Here is a 14,763-nt window from a genome sequence, read left to right on the forward strand (position 1 = left end):
CATGAGTGATGAACTATGCAGCATCCAGGCATTGGCGCTCACGCTGAACGCTATGCCCGAATGCTGTATGTCAGGTGCCGATGAAGGCCTGCTGCTCGTGGGATAAAAACGCGAAATCGGCAAATTATTCCAAATTATCCCGCTACGGGCCTGAACAAATATCCCATGCCAGCAACACCATGCTGTTGCCGCTTACTGAAGCACGTTCAGCCCGGCAAAGCCCTCGCGGATCTCGTTTTCCGGCAGGTTGATACCGATAAACACCAGGGTGCTTTTTTTCTCTTCATCCGGCTCCCATTCGCGATCCCAGTCGGCGTTATACAGGCGCTGAACGCCCTGGAACAGCAGGCGGCGCGGCTCGTTTTCAATCCAGAGAATGCCTTTGTAACGCAGCAGGCTATCGGCATATTGCAACAGCAGGTTTTCCATCAGATCGGAAATTTGCCCCAGTGCCGCCGGGCGATCGAGATACACCACAATCGACTGGATGTTATTTTGCGGTTGTGGGATCAGGCGGAAGGCTGGCGTGGCGATGTTAAGGCGATCGTTCAGAATAAAGCCTTCCACGTTGAATAACACCGCCAGATCAATCTGGCCGTGGGTCACGTTGTAAACCGGTGCGCGCGCATTCATCCGTTGCAGGCGCTGGCGCAGCGCTTCGCTTTCAGGTGGCGGTGCAACGTCCGTTTTGGTTAACAAAATGCGATCGGCATAGCCCACCTGCGCCTGCGCGATGCTGAATTGATCGAGTTGCTGTTGGCCGTGAACGGCATCTACCAGGGTGATAATCCCGTCGAGCAGGAAACGTTCGCAGATCACCTCATGTGCGAAAAACGTTTGGGCGATCGGCCCGGGATCGGCCATGCCGGTGCATTCAATGATCAACCGGTCAAACGCCAGCTGGCCGTTATCAATACCATCGAGCAGATCCAGCAGCGCATCGGCCAGTTCATTGGCGCGGCTACAGCAAATGCAGCCGTTGCTTAGGGTGGTGATACGGCTGGCGCGATCGCCGAGCAGCGCATCGTCGATCGGCACCTCGCCGAATTCGTTTTCAATAACCGCAATTTTGTAGCCGTGTTCTTCGTTCAGAATATAGCGTAGCAGGGTGGTTTTCCCGGCGCCGAGAAAGCCGGTCAGTAGGGTAACTGCAATGGGTTCCATGGTTTATCCTTATTCGGCCTAGCAGCAACGCATGCCGCCTTTGCCGTCGCCGCCGTAACGCGCTTGCTGGCGTTCACGGAAGAATTCTTTGTAGGTCATCACCGGTTTGTCCGGGTGGTTATCTTTCATGTGTTGCACATAGGTATCGTAGTCAGGCACGCCAACCAGCATTCGCGCCGCCTGCCCTAGATACTTCCCGGCCTGGCCAAGGTTTCCAAACATCTGCCTTCTCCCAATATACCCTGCATAACTTACCTTCATTATGCAGGGTATCGGTTAAATCACCATTAGTGCGAGGACGAAACTTTGACGCCGCCCTCAGGAACCGGCACATATGGCGTTTCTTTGTCGGTGCGCTCTGGGGCTTTGCGCGCCTTCAGCGCAGTCTGGATGCCGTAGAAGATGATGCTGTAAACCACCACGAGGAACAGAATGCTCAAGCCAGCATTGGTGTAGTTGTTAACCACGATATGCTGCATGTTGGCAATCTGCTGGGCACTCAGATCGCCGCCTTCGGCGATTTTGCGCTTGTATTCGTTAGCCAAATAGAAGAAGCCTTCCAACTGCGGGTTGTCGCTAAACAGCTTCAGCCCCAGCGCCCAGGTGGTGCAGATCAGCAGCCAAATGGCCGGTGCTACCGTCACCCAAATGTACTTGGTGCGTTTCATCTTGATCAGCACCACGGTGCCCAATACCAGCGCGACGGCGGCCAGCATCTGGTTGGAGATGCCGAACAGCGGCCACAGGCTTTTCACCCCGCCGAGCGGATCGACCACACCCTGGTACAGCAGGTAACCCCACAGCCCAACGCAGCCGGCGGTGCCGACAACGCCGGCAACCAGCGAGTCGGTTTTTTTCAGGAATGGCACAAAGTTTCCTAACAGATCTTGCAGCATAAAGCGGCCGGAACGGGTACCGGCGTCCAGCGCCGTCAGGATGAACAAGGCCTCAAACAGGATACCGAAGTGGTACCAGAAGCCCATATCCGCCGCTGGAATGATTTGGTGGAACACATGCGCGATGCCCACCGCCAGCGTTGGCGCGCCGCCGGCTCGGTTCAGCACCGAGGGTTCGCCGATATCTTTGGCGGTTTGCAGGATTTGTTCCGGGCTGATGACAAAGCCCCAACTGCTGATGGTTGCCGCTGCATGGGTGGTAACATCCTTCAGCGAAGCCATGATCATTGGCGCGTCTTCGGTGCCCAGCTTATGCAGATCGGGCATGGTGATGCCGAGCGCGGCCGGCGGGGTGTTCATCGCGAAATACAGCCCTGGCTCAATGATGGAGGCAGCCACCAGCGCCATCACGGCGACGAAGGATTCCATCAACATGGCGCCGTAGCCGATAAAGCGCGCGTCGGTTTCGTTGGCCAGCAGTTTCGGGGTGGTGCCGGAAGCGATCAGCGCATGGAAACCGGAAACCGCGCCGCAGGCGATGGTGATAAACAGGAAGGGGAACAGCGTGCCTTTCCATACCGGGCCGGTGCCGTCGACAAACTGGGTGACCGCCGGCATTTTCAGTTCTGGGTTAAGGATCAGAATGCCGATCGCCAGCCCGACGATAACGCCGATTTTCAGGAAGGTCGCCAGATAATCGCGTGGCGCCAGGATCAGCCATACCGGCAGCAGTGCAGAGATAAACGCGTAACCGATCAGTGTGAAGGTAATAGTAGTGTCTTTGAACGTCAGCGCCGGGCCCCAGTAAGGATCGTGCGCAATGACGCCGCCGAACCAAATTGAAGCGACCAGCAGCAGAATGCCGATCACCGACACTTCCCCCACGCGCCCGGGCCGGATATAGCGCATATAGATGCCCATAAACAGGGCGATCGGCACCGTTGAGCAAACGGTGAATACCCCCCACGGGCTTTCCGCCAAGGCTTTAACCACGATCAGCGCCAGCACCGCCAGGATAATAATCATGATTAGGAAGCAGCCAAACAGGGCAATGGTGCCGGGGATCGGCCCCATTTCTTCCTTGATGATCTCGCCGAGCGAAGCGCCGTTACGGCGTGAAGAAATAAACAGAACGATAAAGTCCTGCACTGCCCCGGCTAACACCACACCGCCGAGCAGCCACAGCGTGCCGGGCAGGTAGCCCACCTGCGCGGCCAGCACCGGGCCGACCAGCGGGCCGGCGCCGGCGATCGCGGCGAAGTGGTGGCCGAACAGCACATTGCGGTTGGTCGGCACGTAGTTCAGGCCGTCATTATTGACCACGGCCGGCGTTGCGCGGTTGGCATCCAGCTTCATCACCTTGGTGGCGATATACAAGCTGTAATAGCGGTACGCCACCAGATACACCGCGATGGAGGCGACGATAATCCATAGCGCACTGATGTGCTCGCCGCGCCGTAGGGCCACCACGCCCAGGCAGGCCGCACCGATGACCCCTAATATCATCCACGGGACATGTTTTAAAATTCCATCTCTTTTCATGAGACACCTTTAATTATTTGAGCTGTAAATTTTGCTGCAACATCCAGCCAGGGGGCCGGTGGGGTTCGCAGCAGGGAGAAGAGGTACGCCATCATCGCAACCACGGATACGGCAAGGCAGCGGATTATCAGTGAGTGGTTACATGGGGCGCTAAGCGGTTGGTTTTTCGCCGTGAGTGGCGTGGCTGTTTTTGCCCGGCGTGTTTGCAAGAAAGTGAGTGAGGGGGTGACGATGCCGGGTGCCGCTATAAACCGCGGCACCACGCGCTATTGCGGGCACAGCCTAGTACAACGAAGGCTCGCCTTCCGGCCGCGTTTTGAAGCGGCGGTGCAGCCACATATATTGGTCAGCGGCCAGCAACACCTGTTCTTCCACCACGCGGTTCATATACGCGGCGGCCTGGGTTTCATCATTCAGCGGGAACTGTTGCAACGGTGGCTGCACAATCAGCTCATAGCCTTTGGCGTGCGGCAAACGGCGCGGCACAAAGGGCACGATGGCAGGGCGAGCCATGCGCGCCAGGATATAGGTGCCGGTGGTTGTGGCGGCTTTTTCGACGGCAAAGAAGGGGGCAAATACGCTGCTCTGGGGGCCGTAGTCGTGATCCGGCGCATACCAGAGGATCTCGCCCCGTTTCAGGCAGCGAATCATGCGCTTCACATCCTTGCGGTCAATCATGTATTTGTTCGAACGCAACCGCCCCCAGGTTTGCACCCACTCCATCAGCTTATTATTGTGCGGGCGGTGCACGCCGATGCCGGGGTTTTGCATGCCAAAAATACGTGCGCCCAGTTCCAGCGTCAGGAAATGCAGCCCGATCAATAAAACGCCGTTGCCGTTCTGGCGGGCCTGGTGCATATTCTCCATCCCGCTGACCTGGAACCAGCGGGCAATCCGCCAGTCGGGCCAGAACCAGGCCATGCCAACCTCAAACAGCCCCATGCCCACGGATTCGAAGTTCTTGACGATCAGCGCCTCGCGCTCTTGCACCGGCATATCCGGGAAGCAGAGCGCCAGATTACGCCGGGCTATTTCTAGCCGGTGTGGCATAAAGCGCATGGCAATTCGCCCCAGCCAATGGCCCAGCCGGTAAATGACCGGGTAGGGAAGCAAGACTAAAAGATAAAGTACGCCAAGGCCCAACCATAGCAGCCAGTAACGGGGATGTAGAAAAGCGCGATCAAACTTGGGGGTTAATAACATTGCCTTTTATCTTCCTGGTATTTTGGCGCTAGCCCTCAACCTGAATAGTTTATTTAGCCTAGTGTAAGCATACTTTCACCGTGCTTTTTTTCCAATAATGCCATCGCTTTATATTCGGGGGCGGTGTATTTAGGGAAAATATGGCTAAAAAACACACTCCGCAGCCAGCCATAAATAATATTTACCCGCAACCATTATTTTGTATATATATTCCACGTTGTTATTGTGTCAATAAAACGCGATATAGCCTAAATAGGTTGAGTCACCGTAAGGCCTTCTTACTACCGTTTAAAGTAAGGCGGGATAAACACCTGTGTACGGAAGGCTGCTCATAGCAAGTCTATCGCCAGAAGGATAAACAATCGCTAACATAGCTGCGATTAATGCCATTGGCTGTTGTTTTCGGTATAACAGCAAGGGTGTATCAGGATGCCAGCGGCGTGCTTTTACTACGGCGCTGGTTGAGGTGAGGGAATATCGCACGGCTGCGGCTGGCGATCGGAAAGAGAATTATTATGGGTCTGTTAGATGGCGCCTTGGGTGGCGTATTAGGTAATGTTCTGAATGACGTTTTGAAAAACCAGGGCAGCGAAGGGGGCATCGATATTGCCGCCATTATGCAATGGGTTCAGCAGCAAGGGGGCCTGCAGGCGATATTGAATAAGCTCCAGCAGGGGCAACTGGGCGAAATCGTCGGTTCCTGGTTGGGCAACGGGGAAAACCAGGCGATCACCGGTAACCTGGTGCAGCAGGCGTTGGGCAACGATGCCATTGCGCAGTTGGCGAACCAGCTGGGGGTTGAACCGGCCCAGGCATCTGACACGCTGGCGCAATGGCTGCCGCTGTTGACAGATAAAGCCTCGGTGGATGGCGAAGTGAAGCATGATGATTTGGCCAACATGGTCGACAAACTGTTCCGCTAACCGGTTGCTCCCGTAGCCAGGCTACGGGAGTTCGGGTTACTCAAGCACCAGCATGATCTTGCCGATGTGCGCGCTACTTTCCATCAGCGCGTGGGCGGCTGCGGCCTGTTCCAGCGGGAAGGTTTGGAATATCTGTGGTTTCAGCGCGCCGCGTTCCATCATCGGCCACACTTTTTGCTGCAGGTCGGCGGCAATCTGCGCTTTGTCTTCCACACTGCGTGGCCGCAGGGTAGAGCCGCTGTGCGTCAGGCGTTTAACCAACATCGGCATCAGGTTCAGTTCTTTGGCGATGCCGTTTTGCGTGCCGATTTGCACGATGCGCCCGTCCATCGCCGCCGCCTGGTAGTTTTTGGCGACGTAGTCCCCGGCGATTAAATCGACGATCACGTTCGCGCCTTTGCCATCGGTGGCCAGTCGGGTTTGCTCAACAAAATCCGCCGTACGGTAGTTGATGGCCACATCCGCCCCCAGGGCCAGGCTGGCCTGGCGTTTTTCTTCCGAGCCGACGGTGGTGATCACCCTTGCGCAAAAGGCCTTTGCCAGCATGGTCGCCACCGTGCCGATGCCGGAAGTGCCGCCGTGAATCAACACGGTTTCCCCTGCTTTCAGGTGGCCGCGTTGGAACACATTAACCCAAACGGTAAAAAAGGTTTCCGGGATGGCGGCGGCTTCAAGCAGGCTAAAGCCCTGCGGCACCGGCAGGGCATTGCTTTCATGCACTTTGCAGTATTCGGCGTAGCCGCCCCCGGCAATCAGCGCGCAAACCTGTTCGCCAATGGCATAGCGGGTGGCGCCGGGGCCGATGGCGACCACAACGCCGGCGATCTCCAGCCCCGGAATGTCGGAAGCGCCTGGCGGTGGCGCATACTGGCCGCGGCGCTGCAGTACATCAGGGCGATTAACGCCCGCCGCCGCAACCCGCACAAGAATTTCCCCCTGTGCCAGCGTGGGCAGCGGGCGTTCCGTCATTACCAATACGTCCGGTTCACCTGGCTGGCGGATTTCGATGGCTTTCATGGTGACGGGCAATGACGCATCATTCGGCATACCGTTTCCTCATCGTGATGGTTTAGGCTGTTCACGCGCCGGCTGACATTGCCGGCGGTCAATGGTGTTGCCAGCTTACAGAAATCCCCGATGAGGGAATGATCAGGAAGAGCGGTTTTTATTGCCCGATAGGCGGATAGGGTGGTGGGGGGATCAGTCGTTAGGGGGAATGCGCAAGCCTTTTAGAGAAACGATGAAATATTTTTTGCCTTTGGTGATTTTGGCGCCTTTATCACACCATTGGCTGGCAAGTTGAAAGAAATCATCGCTGCCGATGTCGTAGGCCAGTTCGATTTTTTTGGCTACGCCAGCGCGGATCAGGCTTTCTGCTTCCTGGTGGCTTGCCGCTTTAATCGTCGTCATATACAAAATCCTTGGAGTTGCACCGCTAGGAATAACTGCACGTGATTATAAGGCGGCTGTGTGTCAGTTATGTGACAGGGGGATGACAGGCGGAGCGGGTGCTGCATTGCGCATCAGAAGAGACAAACTCTGTACAGTTGGCCGGTCTTTTTCGCTCTCGGCAACAAAAAGAGTTGCTATTCATTGGTGAGCGTGCGTTAATGTCCTTGGCCTGTGGTACAGACCTATTTATGCACGACATCTTGATTAAAGTGGTTCAAATTTAAAGCGTTATCCTCGATAGCACTTCATCTGACGAATTTCTTTCTAGTGCCTCCATAAGTAACTGATGACCGGCTATAACATGCCCATGGTGGCTTAAATTTTATATCGAAGGAAATTATTATGTCTAACCTGATCAAAGGTCAAGTGAAGTGGTTCAACGAGTCTAAAGGTTTTGGTTTCATCACCCCTGCAGACGGCAGCAAAGACGTGTTCGTACACTTCTCTGCAATCCAGGATCAAGGCTTTAAAACGCTGGCAGAAGGCCAAAACGTACAGTTCTCCATCGAGAACGGCGCTAAAGGTCCTTCAGCGGCTAACGTTACCGCTATCTAATCAGCTCTGCTGATTAACAAGAACCCGCTAAGGCGGGTTTTTTTATGCCTGTTTTTTGGGCAAAAAAAAAGCCCGCAAGCCGGCGGGCGAAATTTCCTTGTTACTTCTTCTTTATTAACAGGCACTTCTCTGGGGGGAAGCACCTTGGGGAAAGAGCTTACTCGTTGTGCGATCAGGATTCCGTGATTAAAACGTTAAGGAAGTGAAAAGGTTAACGTGCTGAAACCAGGCGCTCGCCCGCTACAGGCTTCCTCTCGGCGGCAACGGTATATTTTCCCCGCTATTCTGTAATACACTGGCAGGCCTGTTGATAATGAGGTAAATCATGAAGGTTAACGATCGGGTTTCGGTAAAGACAGACGGTGGGCCGCGGCGTGAAGGTGTGGTGCTGGCGGTTGAAGAGTTCAGCGAAGGGATAATGTATCTGGTTGCCTTGGAGAACTACCCAGAGGGCGTATGGTTTTTCAACGAGATTGACAGCCACGACGGCACCTTTGTTGAGCCGGTTTCCTCTGCTGATAAATAACGATTTTACCCGCCTGTGCCGGTTCGTGCCGGCCATTTTCACGCATGCATAGTTAATAGTGCGCTAATTATAGGTTGTGTAGGGTTTGGGTATATTAAAAATGCAAATGCCTGCTGCGCCTTGCTGTCCTTTGATCGCGGAGTGCAGGCCACACTCATCAATTGGCTGGCTGAGAAAATGCGTACTGTAGACGCCTTTTGGCCTGGCTAGCGGCTGTTAACAAATATACCACTCGTCAATGTATCGGTTAAACGCACCACATGATAGATAATCTGTTTGTTATGCGTTTTAATTTTTCTTTTTATATTGCCTTTGTGCGATGAAACCGTTTTGGCTTTAATTTGCATCTGATCAGATATCTGAATGGTATCTTGCCCGGACATCCACATCCGCAACATATTTGATTCAGTTTGGCTTAGCGTGACAGGCGTTTGATCAAGCGGTACTTTTTCGCTGCGTGAAGGTTTGCCTTCCAGGTAGTGCCTGAGCAGCAGGTTCATGGTTTCTGGCTTGATCGATTTTGATGAGATAATGACATTATTACGCACGTACAGATAATCATTAAAATGTACGTTGGTTATCGCCATAAAAATAAAAAACAACGTGTCGGGGTGAAGGGAGATAATGTGTTTTATTCTTTCGGTCGCGTTGGCCTCATGTATAAAACAGTCTTCGTTAATAAATACCAGCGTGGGTTTGTGGCTATTGCATTTCTCATGCAGTTCATCAATATCAACAATGGCATTGATGTGCTTTTTTTTTACCCCGTGCGCGGCCAGATAGTCTGTTAAGCCCCGTCGGGTATAACTGCAAGAATCCATAATGATTGTTGGCATATTATTCCCCCCCATTTAAATCCATTTTACTGCGGCTATATGACAAAATGGCGATAAAAAAATAAAACAAAAGGTATGTTATAAGAGTGTTCTATCAACAAATGCATGCGTACTCAACGATATTTTATTGATAATTGTAGTTGAATGCTGAACTTGTAAGTTTATCTTAAGTAATGCTGATGATTTTGAGGGCGGCGTTTTTCTGCGGCAACGCCCGGCTGCCGCGTGATAGCCATTTATGTTACTGGTCTATGTCAGTCCCTCGGCTTGTAGTCCGGTGTGCTTTATTTTTACTTATGGGAAAATTCTTAAAAAAAATTCATGATTTCCTTTTCTGAACTACCCAGTTTCTCTATGGTATGACACCGGTGGTGTGAATTAAATGTTGTTTTTTTGGTTAACTTATTGCTGGCCGGCTGCCATTTACCACCTTCCGGTTACGTTAAATTGAACCGCGGAACTCCGCGGTTGGTTATCAGGCTTCCTGGCGGCAGGTGCGTATTGCGTCAAGCGCGATCTGGATATCGTGTTCCCCTGTCATCCAATTAACCAGCGCGGCGCGGATACCGGGCTGGCCGTGGTAAGCGGTGGGGGTACAACGTACCGCCCCATGGCGGTCAAGGCGGGCGAGAAAACGGTCACGAGCGGCCACGGCATCGCCTTGTACTCCCTCAAGGGCGAAGCAGATGATATTCAGGCTAACCGGGGCCAGCAGGCGAAAGCCGGGGCTGGCCGCCAGCGCTTTACCTAACTGCTGTGCCAGGCCGACGTTGCGTTCAATGATGTCCCGTATTCCGCTACGCCCATAGGCTTTAAACGCCATCCACAGCGGCAGGGCACGGAAACGGCGAGAGTTCTCTGGCGTCAGGTGCAGGTAGTTATCCGGGCGCAGCTCGGCCGCCTCCAGATAGCTGGCGTGGTTGTTGAACACCTGCATCTGCACTGCCAGGTGGCGGGTTAACTGAATGGCGCTGTCATAAGGCACGTTAAGCCATTTATGGGCATCGACGGTGATCGAGTCAGCCTGCTGCCAACCCGCCAACAGGTGAGCATAGCGTTCGGAGCCGGCGGCGATACCGCCGAACGCGGCGTCAACATGCAGCCAGAACGGGTAGCGTTCCCGCAGTGCAAGCAGGGCAGGCAGGTTGTCAAAGGCGGCGGTATTTACCGTGCCGCCGCTGGCCAATACCAACGTGGGCAGCCCGTTGCCCGCGGCCAGATGGCGCTCCAGTGCCAGCGGATCGATAGCTTCGCTGTTGGGCAGGGTAGCAACGATCGTCAGCGCTTCGCGGCCAATCCCCAGCATGCTGAGCGCTTTAACGCTGCTGGAGTGCGGGTTGGCAGAGAAAACCTGTAGGGGGCCGAGCGCCCACAGACCTTGCCGGGCAACGTCGATGCCACGCTGTAGGCCCAACCACTGGCGGCCGATAGCGAGGCCGGTAAAGTTGGCCATGGTCGCGCCGCTGACAAAACTGCCGGTGAACGCCGCCGGCAGCCCCAATAACGCCTTTAGCTGTTCAATGGTCGCCAGTTCAACGGCTGCGGCAATCGTGTCATGGCTTAGCTGGCTATTCTGGTCGGTTGCGCTAACCAACCAGTCTGCTGCCAGTGCCGCCGGGGTGCTGCCGCCGGTCACAAAGCCGAAGTAACGTGGGCCGGCGCTGCCGGACAACCCTGCTGCATAGCGTTGCCAGAAGTGTGCCAGTGCTGCTAACGCGCCTTCGCCGTTTTCAGCCAGCGAACTCTCCTCAGCCTGTAGCTGTTGCCGTTCAGGCGCTGGGCATACCGGGCGGGTGGCGATATTGGCCAGGAATTCTTGCGCCAACGTGCAGGTATATTCAAGAATTTGTGGTAGTTGGACTAAATCCTGCTGTAAACGTGGGTGCATAAGGCGCTCCGATAATCAAGGATGCTCCACCATAATGCCTTTACTGCGGCGCTAAAATCGATAATAAATAACCTTTCTGGTTAACAAGGCTAACCAATGGCGTTTGAACGTTTCCCTTTGCATCTGCTGCCGGCGTTTGTTGTGGCGGCGCGGCTGGAAAACCTGCGTGCAGCGGCACAACAGATACATTTGACCCACGGTGCCGTCAGCCAACAAATCCAACAGCTGGAGCGGGCGATAGGCCACCCTTTGTTTGAACGGCAGGGCCGCGGGATAAAGCTAAATGCCGCCGGGCGTGAACTGCTGGCGGTGGCGGAACACACCCTAACCGCCCTGCAACAAGGGATTGGCCGCGTGCGCCGCGTGGCGGCAAGCCAGATGCTGCGTATCAGCGTGCTGCCTTCATTTGCCCATTATTGGCTGCTGCCGCGCTTGCCGGCTTTGCGGCAGGCTTGCCCAGAGATTGCGCTGGATATCGATGCTTCTCTTCGCGTACAGGATCTGGCGCGGGGTGGCTTTGATGCGGCGATCCGCATCGGTGGCGGCCAGTGGCCGGGGCTGCATGCTGAATGGATTGCCCCCGGCGATGTGGTGCCGGTTGCGGCGCCTGCGGTGGCGCAACAGTGGCAGGTGGAATTCACACAGGGCGACCGGGCTTTACCGCTGTTGGCGCATGATGTAGTGCCCTGGCGCTGCTGGTGGCAGGCAGAGGGTAAAGCTGAGTGCGGCCAACAATTGGCGCTGTTTAACGATGCCAGCCTGCTGGTGCGAGCCGCGCAGCAGGGGTTTGGTATTGCGTTGGTGAAAACGCTGCTCGTTGCGGATGCGTTGGCCACTGGGGCGTTGCAGGCGCTGGCGGCGCCACGCCGGCTGGAAGATAACGATTATTATCTGGTGTGGCCGAAAAGCGCTGAACAATCCACAGCGGTGCGTGCCTTATTGCTCTGGCTGCAGCGTGAACTGGCTTCAGCAGGCAGAGCAGGCGGCGGTTAGAAGCTCTTTACCATCACTTCGTGCGCAGGCAGTTCAACCCCGGTTTTCAACAGATGGTCGAATGATTTTTCGGTGATTTTTAACTGTTGCAGGAACTCCTGCGGTGAGAGATCGTGCTTTTTACCGCTCATATAAGCCAGCGCCAGCTCTTTTGCCTGATAGCGTGAAAAGTTGTACATGTATTAGCCCCCGAAGAATGAAAAGTCACTGCGAACGAGGCTAGTGTAGGGAAATAGAAAATAATGAATAGTCGCTTTGGCGTATAGAATCGATAGCTGTACCCTTCATACTTCAAGTTGCAGGTGTGTTGGCTTTATTACTCGGCCCATCCCTGGGCCTCGCCCCGATGGGGCCGCTGCCAACAGCGTTCAAATCAGCTCCCGGCAGATTTGTCGCTCACCCCAGTCAATTACTCCAGTAAGCTCTTGGGGATTGATGAGAGACATCCTTGTCTCTCACCGGAGGCTGGCCAGAGGCCAGTCAAATTCGTTCCTGACGAATTTGTCGCAGCAAAGCCGCCTGCCTGCAACTCGAATTATTTTGGGTATAAACCTTAGGCTGTTTTTTGCACGCCAAATGCAGCCATTTGGCGTGGGTTGGCGTGGTTTAGCGATCGGTAATTGGGATTGCCGGGATTGGCGCTAATCCCGGCAGCTTCAGCGTTACCTCGGTCACCGTGGCGGGCGGGGCGACAAACTTGCCTTGCCAGGTACCCACGCGCGGGTTCTTTTTGCGATCGTAACTGAAGTTCAGGCGCAGTTCCGCCGGGGCCTTTTGCTGGCCTTCGCTACTGAGTGGCCAGCGTTGGCCGTTGGCTTCAACGTAGAACTGGTTTTTCCAATCTTCAGGCTTCAGGTTGCCGTAGATGATCTCGCCGCCGAAGGTATCGGCGGTGGTTTCAAAACGCAAATCGACCGTCAATTCGCCGTTTTTGCGGATGGCGCGCATCACCTGCGCTTCGGCATTGGTGCTGGCCGTGGGCACTGTGGGGCGTTCTGCGGCATGTACGGCGGGCAGGGCTTGCAGCAAAAGCAGGCCGCAGAGCATAAGCGCATGCGGCCAGCGGGTGCGGATTGAGGTTAATGCTGAAATAGTCATCAATGTCTTACATCTCGTGATAAAGCGAGAAAACACAACGCCGCACGCGTCAGGCTGCGTGCGGCGTTGCTTCAGGCTTACTGCTGTTGCGCGGTGTTAATGCCGAAGGCATTGGCTACCGTGCGGAAGATATCGGTATTATCGACGTACTGTTGGTTTTCTTCCGGCACGTGGTAAGCGGCCAGCCCGGCGTTTGCTTTGGCGACGCTGGTCAGGAAGTCCGCGCCAGGGCCTTTGGCGAATACCGGCACCAGTTCACGGGTGTGGGTGTCGGTGTGCCAGCGTACCAGCGGCAGTGCGCCGGCGCCCTGATTAACAATGTCGGAGAACGCATCACTGTTGGAGTCTGGCCCCAGCAGCAGGCCGTTGCCGTGGTCGGTGGTCACGATCACCAGGGTTTCATCCCAGGAGCTGTTCTCTTCAACCCATTCCGTTACCGTTTCAACCGCGCGGTTAAAGTCGATTTGTTCTTCGATCAGGCGGGGCAGGTTGTTGGCATGGGCCGCCCAGTCTACCGCGCCGCCTTCCACCATCAGCATAAACCCGGCTGGGTTTTTAGCCACCAGGTTCAACGCCCCTTTAGTCATGGTTGCCAGATCCGGCTGGTTAGGCAGCAGGTTGCCGGCGGCGACGCCATCGCGGTTGAACTGCAGCGTGGCGTGGTTCTGCACGGTGCCGATCAGCTTGGTTTTGTTGCCCATATTCAACTTGTCGTTGGCCAGCGCAACGAAATCAGCCTTGGTTTCGATATGCTTATAAGCGGTTTTCCCCGCCACCAGACGATCCCACTCTTCCTTACCGCCAACGTAGCGATAGGCCTTGTCATTTTTCGGCGTAGTGGCTTTACCGTTTTCGTCATAGAACGGGTGCCCGGAGCCCATGACCACCGTGGCCAGGCCGGAATCAATGATCTCTTTGCCGATAGCGGCATATTCGTTGCGGCTGACGTTATGCGCCAGGAAGCCGGCCGGCGTGGCGTGGCTCCATTGCACCGAAGTGATGACGCCCAACGCTTTGCCGTTTTCTACCGCGTATTCGCCGATGTGCTTGAGCTTCTTATCATCGTTGGACCAGTTGATGGCGTTGTTATAGGTCTTGTGGCCAGATGCCAGCGCGGTGGCGGCCGCCGCGCTGTCGGTGAAATCAGCACGCAGATAATCGTAGCCAGAGAAGAAGCCGGGGTAGTTGCCGAGGCTGCCTTTGAACACGCTATCAGATTTGTCTTTGGTCCAGATCTTATCGGCATCGAAGGTGACGGCGCCGTTTTGCGTACGAGTCGGAACGTTAGAGGTATTCAGCGGATAGGTGGAGGCAAACAACTTCACGTCGAAGTCATCATAGGCTTCGTGGCCTAATGCGCCGTGGCGGTAATAGCTGGCGGCATGCCAGGTATTGATGCCGGCGCCGTCAGTGATCAGTAGGATAACGTTTTTAGCCTTAACCGGAGCCGTGTTTTGCTCAGCGGCCTGGGTTACCAGAGGGAAGCTGAGCGCAAACGTCAGCAGGGCGGTTGAGTATATACGCATGGAATCGAAAACCCTTGTAGTGAATTTTTACATTTTGATAAACCAGCGTTACGTTATCCGCTGTTGATGACATTTTTTTGATGAAAATAAAACAGAAAAATGACAGCGTGCGGATCTGTGCGCTTTGCCCGCCGTTATTTTGCCCGCCAGACCCCATACTA

15 protein-coding genes are annotated in these 14,763 nt (G+C 54.9%); 4 read left to right on the top strand and 11 right to left on the bottom strand.

Annotated elements, in window-relative coordinates; translation table 11 throughout:
- Positions 1-192: 192 nt before the first annotated feature.
- The 4 genes from yjiA to ABFX35_RS05240 form a co-directional block, all read right to left on the bottom strand.
- Positions 193-1,164: a GTPase gene (yjiA, locus tag ABFX35_RS05225; protein ID WP_346079614.1), complete on the bottom strand. Its 972-nt coding sequence runs from the start codon at positions 1,162-1,164 to the stop codon at positions 193-195.
- An 18-nt stretch (positions 1,165-1,182) separates the two neighbouring features.
- Positions 1,183-1,386, bottom strand: coding sequence for a YbdD/YjiX family protein (locus tag ABFX35_RS05230; protein WP_004953088.1), 204 nt, complete (start codon positions 1,384-1,386; stop codon positions 1,183-1,185).
- Positions 1,387-1,451: 65 nt separating this feature from the next.
- Positions 1,452-3,602, bottom strand: coding sequence for a carbon starvation CstA family protein (locus ABFX35_RS05235; protein ID WP_346079640.1), 2,151 nt, complete (start codon positions 3,600-3,602; stop codon positions 1,452-1,454).
- 282 nt (positions 3,603-3,884) lie between these two features.
- The gene (locus ABFX35_RS05240; RefSeq protein WP_346079642.1) at positions 3,885-4,805 is read right to left on the bottom strand and encodes a Kdo(2)-lipid IV(A) acyltransferase; all 921 of its coding nucleotides are present in this window, start codon (positions 4,803-4,805) and stop codon (positions 3,885-3,887) included.
- 515 nt (positions 4,806-5,320) lie between these two features.
- Here ABFX35_RS05240 and ABFX35_RS05245 point away from each other — a divergent pair.
- Positions 5,321-5,728, top strand: a complete 408-nt coding sequence (locus tag ABFX35_RS05245) for a YidB family protein (protein WP_279025256.1) — start codon at positions 5,321-5,323, stop codon at positions 5,726-5,728.
- A 36-nt stretch (positions 5,729-5,764) separates the two neighbouring features.
- On the opposite strand, the gene ABFX35_RS05250 is transcribed toward ABFX35_RS05245, so the two are convergent.
- Both ABFX35_RS05250 and ABFX35_RS05255 read right to left on the bottom strand, forming a co-directional pair.
- The gene (locus ABFX35_RS05250; protein WP_346079645.1) at positions 5,765-6,775 is read right to left on the bottom strand and encodes an NAD(P)H-quinone oxidoreductase; all 1,011 of its coding nucleotides are present in this window, start codon (positions 6,773-6,775) and stop codon (positions 5,765-5,767) included.
- A 153-nt stretch (positions 6,776-6,928) separates the two neighbouring features.
- A complete protein-coding gene (locus ABFX35_RS05255; protein ID WP_279025252.1) occupies positions 6,929-7,138 on the bottom strand; it encodes a hypothetical protein in 210 nt (69 codons plus the stop codon).
- A 384-nt stretch (positions 7,139-7,522) separates the two neighbouring features.
- Here ABFX35_RS05255 and cspE point away from each other — a divergent pair, with 384 nt between their 5' ends.
- Both cspE and dsrB read left to right on the top strand, forming a co-directional pair.
- Positions 7,523-7,735 carry a transcription antiterminator/RNA stability regulator CspE gene (gene cspE / locus ABFX35_RS05260; RefSeq protein ID WP_095844931.1) on the top strand — a complete coding sequence of 71 codons (213 nt, stop codon included), beginning with the start codon at positions 7,523-7,525 and terminating at the stop codon, positions 7,733-7,735.
- Between the two features lie 325 nt (positions 7,736-8,060).
- Positions 8,061-8,261: a protein DsrB gene (gene dsrB, locus ABFX35_RS05265; RefSeq protein WP_279025250.1), complete on the top strand. Its 201-nt coding sequence runs from the start codon at positions 8,061-8,063 to the stop codon at positions 8,259-8,261.
- A 206-nt stretch (positions 8,262-8,467) separates the two neighbouring features.
- Here the strand turns inward: dsrB and rcsA are convergent, their stop codons facing one another.
- Together rcsA and ABFX35_RS05275 are read right to left on the bottom strand one after the other, a co-directional pair.
- Positions 8,468-9,097 (bottom strand): transcriptional regulator RcsA, encoded by a 630-nt coding sequence (gene rcsA / locus ABFX35_RS05270; protein ID WP_279025249.1) that lies wholly within the window; start codon positions 9,095-9,097, stop codon positions 8,468-8,470.
- Positions 9,098-9,572: 475 nt separating this feature from the next.
- Positions 9,573-10,985 carry a pyridoxal phosphate-dependent decarboxylase family protein gene (locus tag ABFX35_RS05275; RefSeq protein ID WP_346079648.1) on the bottom strand — a complete coding sequence of 471 codons (1,413 nt, stop codon included), beginning with the start codon at positions 10,983-10,985 and terminating at the stop codon, positions 9,573-9,575.
- A gap of 96 nt (positions 10,986-11,081) precedes the next feature.
- On the opposite strand from ABFX35_RS05275, the gene ABFX35_RS05280 reads away from it, so the two are divergent.
- The gene (locus ABFX35_RS05280) at positions 11,082-11,978 is read left to right on the top strand and encodes a LysR substrate-binding domain-containing protein (protein ID WP_346079649.1); all 897 of its coding nucleotides are present in this window, start codon (positions 11,082-11,084) and stop codon (positions 11,976-11,978) included.
- Here ABFX35_RS05280 and ABFX35_RS05285 read toward each other — a convergent pair.
- From ABFX35_RS05285 to ABFX35_RS05295, 3 genes are all read right to left on the bottom strand, one after another.
- Positions 11,975-12,157 (bottom strand): hypothetical protein, encoded by a 183-nt coding sequence (locus ABFX35_RS05285; protein ID WP_279025245.1) that lies wholly within the window; start codon positions 12,155-12,157, stop codon positions 11,975-11,977. The two genes, ABFX35_RS05280 and ABFX35_RS05285, sit on opposite strands and share 4 nt — an antisense overlap.
- Positions 12,158-12,584: 427 nt before the next feature.
- A complete protein-coding gene (locus tag ABFX35_RS05290; protein WP_346079651.1) occupies positions 12,585-13,076 on the bottom strand; it encodes a hypothetical protein in 492 nt (163 codons plus the stop codon).
- A gap of 77 nt (positions 13,077-13,153) precedes the next feature.
- Entirely contained in the window at positions 13,154-14,602 is a 1,449-nt protein-coding gene (locus ABFX35_RS05295; protein ID WP_346079652.1) for an alkaline phosphatase, read from the bottom strand.
- Positions 14,603-14,763 lie beyond the last annotated feature (161 nt).

This window comes from Gibbsiella dentisursi, from assembly GCF_039539505.1.
In the GTDB taxonomy this organism is placed as follows: Bacteria; Pseudomonadota; Gammaproteobacteria; order Enterobacterales; family Enterobacteriaceae; genus Gibbsiella; species Gibbsiella quercinecans.